The organism is Methanococcoides sp. AM1 (genome assembly GCF_900774055.1).
Classification (GTDB): Archaea; Halobacteriota; Methanosarcinia; order Methanosarcinales; family Methanosarcinaceae; genus Methanococcoides.
Window position 1 is genome coordinate 239,549 of record NZ_CAAGSW010000002.1, and the last position, 12,362, is coordinate 251,910.

12 protein-coding genes are annotated in these 12,362 nt (G+C 43.5%); 2 read left to right on the forward strand and 10 right to left on the reverse strand.

Features of this window, described 5'->3' with window-relative positions; genetic code table 11:
- Positions 1-110 precede the first annotated feature (110 nt).
- Both E7X57_RS12705 and E7X57_RS12710 read left to right on the forward strand, forming a co-directional pair.
- Positions 111-968 carry an MBL fold metallo-hydrolase gene (locus E7X57_RS12705; RefSeq protein WP_244603583.1) on the forward strand — a complete coding sequence of 286 codons (858 nt, stop codon included), beginning with the start codon at positions 111-113 and terminating at the stop codon, positions 966-968.
- Positions 952-1,566 carry a rhodanese-like domain-containing protein gene (locus E7X57_RS12710; protein ID WP_244603584.1) on the forward strand — a complete coding sequence of 205 codons (615 nt, stop codon included), beginning with the start codon at positions 952-954 and terminating at the stop codon, positions 1,564-1,566. Before E7X57_RS12705 ends, E7X57_RS12710 begins: the two co-directional genes overlap by 17 nt.
- Positions 1,567-1,629: 63 nt before the next feature.
- On the opposite strand, the gene E7X57_RS03870 is transcribed toward E7X57_RS12710, so the two are convergent.
- From E7X57_RS03870 to pylC, 10 genes are all read right to left on the reverse strand, one after another.
- Positions 1,630-4,734, reverse strand: coding sequence for a PGF-pre-PGF domain-containing protein (locus tag E7X57_RS03870; protein ID WP_167880881.1), 3,105 nt, complete (start codon positions 4,732-4,734; stop codon positions 1,630-1,632).
- A 282-nt stretch (positions 4,735-5,016) separates the two neighbouring features.
- Positions 5,017-5,397 carry a NifB/NifX family molybdenum-iron cluster-binding protein gene (locus tag E7X57_RS03875; protein ID WP_135610755.1) on the reverse strand — a complete coding sequence of 127 codons (381 nt, stop codon included), beginning with the start codon at positions 5,395-5,397 and terminating at the stop codon, positions 5,017-5,019.
- Between the two features lie 98 nt (positions 5,398-5,495).
- On the reverse strand, positions 5,496-6,152 hold the full coding sequence (locus E7X57_RS03880) for an MBL fold metallo-hydrolase (protein ID WP_135610757.1): 657 nt from the start codon (positions 6,150-6,152) through the stop codon (positions 5,496-5,498).
- Positions 6,152-6,724, reverse strand: coding sequence for a DUF1847 domain-containing protein (locus E7X57_RS03885; RefSeq protein ID WP_135610759.1), 573 nt, complete (start codon positions 6,722-6,724; stop codon positions 6,152-6,154). Before E7X57_RS03885 ends, E7X57_RS03880 begins: the two co-directional genes overlap by 1 nt.
- A gap of 26 nt (positions 6,725-6,750) precedes the next feature.
- Positions 6,751-7,632 (reverse strand): ATP-binding protein, encoded by an 882-nt coding sequence (locus tag E7X57_RS03890; RefSeq protein ID WP_135610761.1) that lies wholly within the window; start codon positions 7,630-7,632, stop codon positions 6,751-6,753.
- A complete protein-coding gene (locus E7X57_RS03895) occupies positions 7,629-8,486 on the reverse strand; it encodes an ATP-binding protein (RefSeq protein WP_135610763.1) in 858 nt (285 codons plus the stop codon). Before E7X57_RS03895 ends, E7X57_RS03890 begins: the two co-directional genes overlap by 4 nt.
- A gap of 8 nt (positions 8,487-8,494) precedes the next feature.
- A complete protein-coding gene (locus E7X57_RS03900; RefSeq protein ID WP_135610765.1) occupies positions 8,495-8,872 on the reverse strand; it encodes a NifB/NifX family molybdenum-iron cluster-binding protein in 378 nt (125 codons plus the stop codon).
- 377 nt (positions 8,873-9,249) lie between these two features.
- Complete coding sequence (gene mtbA / locus E7X57_RS03905) at positions 9,250-10,281, reverse strand: methylcobamide:CoM methyltransferase MtbA (protein WP_135610767.1); 1,032 nt, start codon at positions 10,279-10,281, stop codon at positions 9,250-9,252.
- 206 nt (positions 10,282-10,487) lie between these two features.
- Positions 10,488-11,267 (reverse strand): 3-methylornithyl-N6-L-lysine dehydrogenase PylD, encoded by a 780-nt coding sequence (gene pylD, locus E7X57_RS03910; RefSeq protein WP_135610769.1) that lies wholly within the window; start codon positions 11,265-11,267, stop codon positions 10,488-10,490.
- A gap of 12 nt (positions 11,268-11,279) precedes the next feature.
- A complete protein-coding gene (gene pylC / locus E7X57_RS03915; RefSeq protein ID WP_135610771.1) occupies positions 11,280-12,362 on the reverse strand; it encodes a 3-methylornithine--L-lysine ligase PylC in 1,083 nt (360 codons plus the stop codon).

Sequence of the window (12,362 nt, forward strand, 5' to 3'; positions counted from 1 at the left end):
ATATATATCTCATGACCCCTTATAGTATTTTTGAAGTCTTTACGATATTGCCATCACTTTTTGCATTCAGAATTCAATATCTGGCATTGGCATAACAATTTGCTTAATAGATGGCTCAAACAAGGTGGGAGGTCCTTAATTTGATCGTTCAGCAAATATTTGCAAGTGGAATAGCTCATAGTTCATACATTCTTGGTGGAAATAATACTTGTGCAGTGATCGATCCCGGTCGCGATATTGATATTTATATGGATGCTGCGGCTCAGATGGGCTGGGGGATAACCCATGTACTTGAAACCCATCTGCATGCAGATTTCATTTCCGGTCACATGGAACTTCTGGAAAGGACAGGTGCATCATTAGTAGTTCCACGTTCTGCAAATTGCAAATTCGATGCAATGGCGGTCTCAGAAGGGGATTCGTTTGAGATCGAGGATATGATAATAGAGGTTCTTGAAACTCCGGGGCATACACCTGAACATGTCTCCTACGTGGTGACTGACAGTTCACGCGCTGAGGTTCCTGTATGTGTCTTTTGTGGAGATACCCTTTTTGTAGGTGATGTTGGCAGGCCTGACCTGTTCCCGGGTAAAGCAGAAGAACTGGCTTCAAAATTATATGATAGTCTTCACGGGAAACTGCTGGAACTGCCTGATTTTTGTGAGGTATATCCTGCACATGGCGCAGGTTCCCTTTGTGGCAGGGCCATGGCTGCAAAGCGTAGCACGACCATCGGTTATGAAAGGCTTTACAATTATGCGTTGAACATAGGTAACCGGGAAAATTTCATCCGTTCACTTACGGAAAATATGCCTGCAACTCCGGACCATTTCAGCAGGTGTAGCGAAGTGAACAGGATCGGACCGGAATTGGTCGAAGATCTCCTTCCACTAAAGGCCATACCTTCGGAGGAGTTTCTGGGGCTGCTGGATGATCCTGAAAATATAGTCCTTGATATGTTGTTATGAGGCATTCGGTGGCCGTCACATACCGGGTGCATATAGCATTGACCTTAACAGCAACTTTGCTACATTCTCAGGTTGGTTACTCCCTTCTGATAAGGACATACTGTTGGTGACCGACACTCAGACGAATGCATCGGAAGCTGTGGTCTGGTTGCACAGGGTTGGTCTTGACAGGATAGTCGGATTTCTTGATGGGGGAATGCACTCATGGTCCATGAAAGGTCTTCCAACAGAACATCTCTGTCAGATTTCGAGCCTTGAACTCGATAACATGGTCAGGGATGATGAGGATTTTATTCTTGTGGATGTAAGGGCAGTTTCCGAGTTCAACGGAGGGCATATACAAAATGCGATCAACATCCCGGTACACGAGCTCAGGGATTCGTATAATGAACTTGATCCCGACGCAAAGACAGTTGTCATTTGCGGAAGCGGACAGCGCTCAAGCATGGGTGCAAGCATACTGCAACAGAAAGGCTTCAGCGATGTCCACAATGTTTCCGGCGGGATGACCGGTTACAATGCTGCAGGGTTCGGCCCTGACTGTCCGTTGTGTGCACTTCCGTGGCTACCTTCAGGGAAGGTCAGGAAGGATAGCTGATCACTATTTATGGGGGTTCACGGCCACAATTTCAGGATTCGGGGATGAAGAGAAAGTAAAGTATCAGCTTCTCTTTCTCAATACCAGATAAGCACATCCGAATATTATCATCAATATGGAACTTGATAGCATTGGGAGGGACGTGCTTTCAGACGTTTCTTCTACATTTGATCCCAATGTATCGTTGCTTATGTCTATATCGATCAATTCCGAACTTCTGTCTGTAACTTCTGCCGTTTGTGGAAAGCCTACAATAGCAAATGGTGAAAATCCAGGTGTTTTGCTCTCAAAGTAAATGTATTCCGTGTCCTCACTGAGGATAGTGGTAGAAAGCTGTGTCCATTTTTCACCATGGTTTCTGCATAATGTTATTGTCGTTTCATCAATATTATTCTCAGCAATCCACGATTTACTGACCCTGAATCCAATAACCGGTTCTGCAATATTGTTCTCAGTTGCAAAACCTGCTTTTCCAACCCAAATGTTCATGTGTTGATAGGCTATTCCGGGAGGATTCTCTTTAACAAGTGCTGATTTTTCTTTAAGGACTTCAACAGTTGTTGATATCTTTCCTGAGTTCTTCAATGCATAGAATCCGATATACTCGATCTTGTCCCCTTCCTCTTCGAATTGGAAGTTGATCTCAGAATCTTTGTTTATATATATGGTCTTTACTTCTTTCAGTATAATGTTCTCGAAAGCTTCTCCTGTATTACCGGAACCTCCTCCGGATGAAGATGAACCGCTCTTACTCGGGGTACTGGGGGCCAGAGATACTTCAATTGTGAAATTAACCATCGATAAACCCGTATTTCCTGCTGAATCGCTTGCGAAGACAGTTACATTGTGTTCTCCATCAGACAGGCTGCTAAGTGTAGTGTTTGGAGTAAATGTGTTGTTCCCTTCTCCATTGAGATTGTACATCCAGATTGCAACATCCTCATCGGCAAATACATTGAGGCTTACAGTACTTGTATCATATGTTGTGTTCTGCGGACTTTCGATAGTTACAGTCGGTGTTATCGTATCGATACTGAAACTGATCGCAGCTGATCCGATATTACCAATTGTATCATTGGCGAACACTGTTATGTCATATTCTCCTTCAGGCAGGCTGCTAAGTGTAGTGTTTGGAGTAAATGTTTTGTTCCCTTCTCCATTGAGATTGTACATCCAGACCATCACATCCTCATCAGCAGATACATTCAGGTTAACGGTATTTGTATCGTATGCTTTGTTCTGAGGACTTTCGATGGTCACACTAGGCGGTGTCGTGTCAATTGTGAAGTTTGCCATCAATGATGTCATATTACCATTTGTGTCATTGGCAAAAACCGTTATGTTATGGCTACCATCAGGAAGGGGTAGTGTGATGTTTGGAGTAAATGTATGGTTGCCGGTTGCATTGATATTGTACATCCATGTATCGACTTCCAGATTTGCAGACACGTTCAGGAAGATCGTACTCGTACTGTAATTGTGGCCTTCCTCTGGTTCATCCATCGTTATGCTGAATATAGGTCTGTTAAGGACATTAACGGTAGTTGAGTTTGTAATACTTCCATTTGTCACCGTTATTGTGGTGTTTCCTGTAGTATTTGCAGTGAACAGTCCAGAGATTGCATCGATGGTGCCGACTGTCTGATTCTGTGAGTTCCAAGTAACATTAACATACATTGGATTATTGTACTGGTCAAGTATCTGATTGCTGAATTGCAGAGTTTCTCCTTCATAGGTCGTTTCATTTAACGGATCCGGTATTATCGCTGCAACATATGAATCCTCAGTAAATGCCTTGATGCAGATGCTCCTATTTTCAGAATAGGTTGTTATATCGGTCCATGAGTTTCCATTTGGACTGATGTAACCTTCACCTGAATTTGCGGTTGCTTTGCTGCTGTAACCGGCAATTGGATACTCCACTGGAACAAGGTACGCATAATCCGGGTCACTGAACTTAATTACAACGGAAAAATCCTGATCATGTTCAAGTTTTATGGGGCTGCTTAGATCGATCGTATGGTATCCTGCGTACTCAAAGGTACCGGATGTGAAATATTCATGTCCTGAGGAGTTAATAGGTCCTTGATCTGGATCTTTATAGATATACAGTTCATAATCCGTCATCTCATCAGGAGTGTAAAAGCTGACAGCATTCAGATATTCATCTGAATCTGGTGTAAAGATGTTAGCTGCCCATGAAACATTGGTGGTATCGTTAGGATATCCGGTACTACTTGTATATCCCAATGGGTCATATTGGTATATGTTATCATAATTATCCACATCTTCTGAACCTACAAAGACTGCCTGGGGTTCAAATGATTCTTCATAGTAGGAGATATAGAAATATCCTTCATCTCCGGGACCGGTGCCCCAACTGTTTTTACAAATAAACGCTCCATCTCCCAGGGGGGTGATCTCAAAATTTTCCTTTGGATATGAATCATTCCAGCCCACTAAAGCAACTGCATGTCCGCCATCATCATAATTTCCATTATAATAGTAGGTCAGATATTTGTCATCAAATCCATCCCAATCGACATCAAAACGAGAATATACTGCACCATGTTCCATGATCGCTTCTTTTATAAAATCATCAGCATGAGGAGTTACAGCATCCCTTTGTGGAAGAAAAATAGCTTCCTGGACATGTCTTCTCTCAGGTATGCTGGTATCAGAATAAATTGATGTGTCGTTATAGGGTTCATCAGATTCATTGACCGGCCCGGTCCATCGGGACAGGTAGGCAAGCGATATCTTATAATTTCCTCCACCATTGGCATCCCGGTCAAATCCTTCGGAATAATTCTCAGACAATATATTCTTCATATGATTTTCAGAAAAGTCATAAACACCTTCATCAGGTATCATGCATGATTCAAGAGATGCATATGTTGCATGTGCCCAGCAACTGCCTGATGTTCCCTGGTCCCGGACCGGAGTTACGTTGTTCTCATCGCGAAGATCGTAGTATGTGGGCAGGGTTTCCGCAGATTCAGAGAATAGACCAATTTCATTTGCACTGTATGTATGGCTTTTATCAATATGTGAATTGTCGACCGGGGATGGAATTATGCCATTTATGTCATATTTGTCCCTTATTGATCCACCTGCGTTTAGTGAGGATGATCGAACATTGTCATACGAATCCATATTTACTTCCATCTTCTCCACATACTCAACGAATTCCGGATTAAGAGGGGCTAGATATAGATCCTGATCTATAGTTTCATTTATTAAAAGTGAATTATTATCTGAAGATGCAGCAATTGAAACATTTGCTATACAAAACAATAATATTGTGAGTGTAATCATTCTAACAAATTGCATAAAGACCTGTCCTGATTATCTATGATTGTTGGAAGAAGGGATATGTGCTGCTGCTTATGACTATAATTCAATGATATTTATATATTACTTCTTCTGAAATAACATCGCCCTTTCTTTTCAAAGGCTATGCTGTGTCAATCCGAATCCGTGATCCTTGCTCAGGTTTATGCTCTTCGGTCGGTAGAGATCCCCTGCTTTCCAGGAGTTAATGGCATCCTGTACCGTGCCATCAGCGCCTACAAAGATCTCAATATCATTTTCGTTCAGCAGGTCAACGATCTTCTGTCCGACCCCTGAACATAGGACAACATCTGCTCCAGATTTTACAAGAAGTTCATGTGGAAGACCTTTCCCTCCCACATGGACACTTGTATTCTCAATGATCTCAACTTCTTCTGTTTCACTGTCGTAGATCGTGTATGTTGCAGCCTTTCCGAAATGGAGTTCGATGTCATCATCCAATCCGCCTTTTTCCGTGCTGGGTATAGCAATTTTCATATTCTCACCTTTTCTCTGGAAGAATATGTTCTCATTGTTTGATATACTTCTGCATTGTGTACATTTTCAGTCATCCGGAAAGTGTACGATCGGACAATTCAGAGCTTGAAACGTGATCCTGCTTCAATAGGTACAAAAGAGTTTGGGAATCTTGTTCTGATGGTGGCAATATTCGATGTGCAATGTCCGGCACCTATGAATTCCAGTCCGTTCAGCAGATCATATTCCTGGCTATCATGCAATCCTCCGATGATTCCACGAACATTCCCTTCGGCTGCTGCTGCTCCTATAATGGCTTCCAACCCCGGATGTGCACAGCCTGTAATAACATATATCCCGGTGTCTGTTTTGAGCATTAGTGACTGCTCTTTCGGGCTATTCCCGAGTTCACCTGTAGAAAAGACGTTGTTGCATATTCTGGATCTTTCGGTGATCTCGTGCAAAGTAGAATGAGATGCTATTTCATTTTTAAGTTTCTCGGAAAATGATGCAGGGATGTAGACATCAATATCACTGTTAGCATTCAGTATTTCCGGAATTCCGCCGATATGGTCCCAGTGCTGGTGGGAAAGTACAAGAATATCGATATCCTCGACCGGGATGTTAAGTGCTGAAAGATTGCTCTGTAATGCACAACCGTCCCACCCGGTGTCAAACAGTATTTTCCTGTCTTCAGTTTTGATATAACAGGAAAATCCCCAGCCCTTTTTGAGACCAGGTTTTGCTTCATTGTCATAGACGATGGTAATTTCCATCACATCTTCTCCACGCCGAAACGGTTCTTCAGGTAATATCCGGAATAAAGTGCTCCTGCAGGATTATGTGTTAGTACCCTGTCCTTCACAATGAATGTAGTAACAGGTGCTTCTGAATACTTGTTGAACATTATGTCATGGCCCATGCAGAGCCCGACTATGATGTTAAGTTCGGTACCTGCTCTGTTGAGCATCATTGCCTGTGCAATGGGGTTGCAGGTAGTTTCCCTTCCGTCCCTTATCTTATCCAGTCCGTATTTTTCCTTGTCTACGCCACATATCTTGCAGCATACGGACTCTACGATAAAGTCTTTCTCAAGTATCTTACAAAAGGTCCTTGCCTCATTCTCAAGGCCCACACAAAAAGCGACACCTAGCTTTCGGTATCCCAGTTCCTTTGCAAAAAGGACCAGCTCTTCAAGCCTTGTCTTTTGCATGTAGAAGTTCGCCTCTATCTTTGAAGCGGCCTTCATCATCTCGAGGTCTTCTGAAGTATATTCCGGTTGTACTTCTCTTGGAGTACAATCTTTTCCCTGCCTGCATCTTCTTGTATCACAGGATGCACATTTCATGACCTGTTCACCTCTTAAACGTTAATTTATTTTCCGGATCCCGGATCTTCACAGAGCTCTGTCCTCACAATTTTCCAGATTTCCCTGAGATTTTTTGAGAACCCATTGTCTGCATATTCAATGACAGTCTTTTTTCCGATCATCGCTTTGTTCGGGATCGTGTCATATGGAAGCTTTCCTGCTACCACTATGCCATTCTCCTTGCAGGAACTTTCGATCTGCTTTGTGTTCCCTTCATTGATGTTATATTTATTAATACAGACGATTGCCGGTATCCTGAAGTGGTCAGTTACCTGTATGATCCTTTCGAGATCGTGTATTCCGGACAAGCTTGGTTCTGTTACAATGAGGGCAAGGTCTGCACCTGTAATGGCTGCTATTACGGGGCATCCGGTTCCTGGGGGTCCGTCACATATTATTAGCTCGGCTCCATTTTCATTGGCAAGTGATGCTGCATGTTCTTTTACTGCAGTGACCAATTTGCCACTTGCTTCTTCTCCGATCATGAGCTCTGCATGTACCATTGGACCATATCTGGTCATGGAATCAAAGACACTTCCAGAGGGGTTATTTATCATTTTGATGGCATTTTCAGGGCAAATATATTCACATACCCCACAACCTTCGCATTTGCAATTGTTTATGGTATGGTCTGTATATATAGCATCGAAATTGCAATTCTCGATACATATGTTGCATCCGATACATTTTTCAGTATCGATATGTGCAATGTCCATTCCGTAAAAGTCGGAGGTCTCTATTATCTCAGGCCCCAGGACCAGATGCAGGTTCGGGGCATCAACATCACAGTCTGCGATTATGGCCTTCTCTGCCATTGATGCAATTGCAGCGGTGATAGTAGTCTTCCCTGTTCCGCCTTTTCCGCTGATGATGACAAGTTGCTTCATGCTTCTATCTCCCTGCCATATCTGTTCTGGATCGAGCTGTAGAGTCTTATGAACTTCTCTTTCCAATGTCCCATTTCCTGCACAAATGGTATCCCTTCTGAATACAATTGCGCGATCTTTGTGTCATTGGGTACCTTCATAAGTATCTCGATATTTTCCTTCATGCAATATTCTTCAACACTATCATCACCGCTACCACTTCGGTTGATGATGATCCCGTGTGGGATCCCAAGTGTTCGGACTACTTCCACCGCCAGCTTCAGGTCATGCAATCCAAAAGGGGTGGGTTCTGTAACAAGGACGCAGTAGTCAACATCCTCAAGTGTTGTCAGGACCGGGCACGCAGTACCTGGTGGTGCGTCAATGATGGCTGTCCTACCCAGGTCGATGTTCTTCTTGAGCTCACTGATCACGGGTGATGCCATGGTCTGGCCGATATCCAGTAATCCTTCGTAGAGTTCAGGTCCTTTCTTATCTCCTCTGGAACTTTTCCGGATGATCCCTGTGACGATCTCGTGTTCCTGTATGGCTCCTTCAGGACAGACCATCATGCATCCTCCGCAGCTGTGGCATAATGTTGGGAATGTCAGGATCTTGTTCGGAAGGGTTGCGATCGCGTTGAAACGACAGGAGTCAGAACATTTCTTACAATATGTGCAGTTCTCTTCCACAATTTCGGGGATCATGGATGTTACTTCTGTGAGCTGCTCCAGTTCCTTATTGAGGAACAGATTGCAGTTCGGTTCTTCAACATCGCAGTCGAAAAGCTGTACATCCTGAAGTGAAAGGGCAAGGTTCACAGCGATGGTGGTCTTGCCGGTCCCTCCTTTTCCGCTTGCTATTGCGATCTTCATGATATCATTCAGTGTTGGTGATCATGGTCGTGATCGTGTCCCTGACAGACGTTCTCACTGTTTGGACTTGCAAGGTTGCCTTCTTTCCAGTCGGATATGGCTTTTTCTATCGTTCCCTGTGCTCCAACGAATACCTCTATCCCATAGTTAGAGAACATGGTAACAGCTTTTGTTCCAAGTCCGCCGCAAAGCATTACATTGACACCTGCTTTCGATAGTAGCTCAGGTGGCAGTCCAACGCCTCCGTTGTGCTCGCTCGTGTTCTCTACGATCTGAACCTCATCAGTCTCTGTATCAAGTACAGTATAGACAGGAACCATTCCAAAGTGCTGTCCGACATTATCTTCTAATCCGCCATTTTTTGCAGAAGGTACGCATACTTTCATCTTTTTACCTCTCGTATATCTTTGATTTTGATTTATTATGCTCATATACGATGAAGTATTTAAAGTTAATGGGAAACCTTGATATATTTACTCTCGTTTGTGCATTTTAATCTTTGAGAGGTTCAATAGGAAGCCAACAAAATTTCCTTTGATCTGGCGCATTTAAGTTATTTGGATAAGGTTGGATGCTGAAGATAGTCTTTTTTGATTTTGAATACTACAGATCAAAATTGAATGAATACTGGACAAGCTCAGGGTGAAGTTCTGAACTGAATAAAATCAGTACGGACTTGACTCCAATCAGAATAAGTTAGGACTGGATGAAGTTCAGATATTAAATGAATTAAAAAAAGAAATTAAAGAAAAAAGAATTGGACTTAGTAAGTCCAGTTCTTTGCTGCTTCGATCATTGCCTGGAGGTTCTCGGTTGGGGTCTGGCTTACAATACCACAGCCAGGTGAGAGAAGTCCCTTGCCATCGAGCTCTTTGAGTACTCTTGCGGACTCTTCTTTGACGAAATCTACGCTCTGGTTCCAGAGGCAGTTGACTGGGTCGAGGTTACCGACGATGAGTGCTTTCTCTACCTTGCTGACTGCTGTTGCTGCGTTAACGTTCTGGTCGACACTGATTGCGTCTACACCGCAGGTCTCCATGAGTGCAAGACCTTCTGTTGTGTCACCACAGATGTGGAGTACAGCTGGTACGCCCTTCTCGTGGAGTGCGTCAATAAGCTTCTGGTGGAATGGTACTACGAACTTTGCGTAGAAGTCTGCACCGATAAGTGAGTAGCTTGCGGTTGGGTCAATGATGGAGAATACACTTGCTCCGCTCTCTACCTGTGCGAGTGCGTATTTGATTGCAAAGTCGGTTGTGAACTCCATGATCTCAAGACCGTATGCTTCTTTTGTCATGATGTCCATGAACCAGGAGTCACCGGTGATGTGCTGTGCAAGTGAGAAAGGACCGATCATACTTCCGATGATTGGGACTTCTTCTCCATACTTGTCAGCGAGGATCTTGATTGATTCGAGGACAATGGAGGTTCTCTTGCTTGTGTCTGTAACATCGTATCCTTCGAACTGCTTGAGGTCGTCGATGTTGTTTACAACGTGGCTGATGACGGATGGCTGCTGTACCTTTGTACCGTCCTTGATTCCACTGCCGAAGAACTCTGCTTCTGCGGTGATGTCGAATGGGACACGGATTGCTTCGAAACCGATCTCTGTGTGACCTGCTTCTGCGAGTGCAGCAAGCTGTGCAGCATCATAATTTGCTTCTGGCCAGAAAACGTTGATTGCTTCCATCTGGTCTACTGTTCCGGTCTGTGTGACACAGACAGCTGGCATCCTGTCAACTTTCTCACCATTCAGTACGCGAATTAATCTTTCCTTCTGTGTGTATTCGGACATTTACATTCTCCTTAATTTAAATCCTTTATAATCGCTAAAAAGGTACATACGCTATGTATTTGCCATATATATACCTTTTTGTTTGATGAAAATCAATTGCAATAGTCGCATTGGACAAGTATTATGGATTTATTTTAGTAATTTTTGGCATGTTTTTAGCAGGTATTTCTTTCTGCATAAACACAGTCTCTTTTTTTACTCTACTATTAAAAAACTGAGTAAAGCATTGCTGCTACTCCAATAACCAGTGGTTCCATAACAAGGTCAATATCGTACTTCTCGACAAGCTCATCTGGCAGGGCGCATGGGATGCCGGGCGTTGATACAAGACAACGTTCTGCGATCATTCCTTCTGAGATGGTATTTGCATTTGGTGTTGCCTCAAAGACCATCGAGAACTTCCTTTGTCTCTCAATATCAAAGGCCTTCACACCAAGTTCTTCTATTGCCTTGTTCATGAAATCGGTGTTCGGATCGCATGCATATACATTGAATCCTTTTTCTACAAGGTGTGATGCACCGGCATAACCTACACGTCCAAGACCTATGACCAGTACATCCTTTGAATCGGTGTGCTTATATCTTGAAGCTATCTCTGAATAGATCACACCGGTGCATACATGGTTGGTTGCTATCTTACCGTTCCTCAGGTTGTGGGCAATGAATATGTGGTCATCTGCCATCAGTATTATGTCCGCACCACCTGCCACTGCCTGATGGTATCCTGTTATGTCAGGATGCTCAGTAATAAAACCTTCAAGTCCGAAATATTCGGTTATTGCAAGCAAGGATGCTGAGAAATTTCCGATTATGCCGTTGCCTGAAGTTATGGGTACGATACCTACCTTCTGGGAATCCGGGTTTGTGTCATAGACGCCCTTACATATCTGTGCGATGTCCATCCCAGTAGCTTCTTTAATAATGTTATTGTTCATGTTGAGTTTGTTCAACAGGTCTTCCAGGTCTTCAGGTGTCAATAGTGCCATAGTGATTACCTCTTATAATCCATAATTATGTCCGATATATGCAATTCCTCTGTTACGTGCGATCTGTGCTGCATCTTCACTGATACCCCTTGAGATGAAAGTGAACACAGTGTTCTTCCCATCAGACCTGAATATTTCAAGTCCGTTCTCCTCATGGAACCTGTCATAGCTGTCTCCCATGGAAAGGATGTGTTCTCCCACGGGCACAAGTTCTCCATCTTTCAGTAATAAGTGCTCAAAGATGCAGTATCCTTTTTCAGGTGCCTTATCAATCTCAGTTACACCATCAGTGTAAGCCTGCATCAGCATCTCTACAAGGTTGATACCACTTGAATGGTATACTGCCGTTGGTGTCTGGCTTGGGAAACGGGCATCGATCTCAAGGACCTTCAGGCCCCTGTCAGAAGCGATTGCTTCCACATCCATGATACCCTTCAGGTTGAGGTTCGCTGCAAGCTGGTATGATATCTGCCTGAATTCAGGGTCATGGTCGATAGGCGTTATCATATGACAATCGTATGTGTCATCGATATGTACCTTTGTTTCCTTCACCACTGCAAAATGGCTGCCATCACCGATGATCTCAAGTGATACGACATCACCTTCCAGATATTCCTCGATCATCATGGAAGGGTCGAGGCCTTCAAGCTCGCTGTTATCGTAGATTATCTTAGTTCCAATGCTGCTGCTTTCGCATGGCGGTTTTACAAAATATGGTGGCTGGGATGGTTTATCATCCGGAGTTGGTACTCCTATGGATACAAAATATTCCTTTGACCTGTTTTTGTTCATGCTGATGTGGTATGCATCAAAATCAAAAAGAACGGGACAATCCAGCTTGCTGCTGATATCCCTTATGAAGTTCAGTGTATTAAGGTTCTCATTGACCGGTATTATGGCATCGACATCCCTTGAAATGTCGATAAACCTTTCCGGTTCCTGAATTATGTCAAAACAGAAGAAATCGTCAACAACATTGCGGATAAGGGGTTTCTCGTTCCGGTCTATCAGAACAACATTCATCCCCGCTTTCCTGGCAAGATAGCTCACTTCGAATCCCTGAAGCTTGCCTCCTATTAGACAGATCGTCGTCAT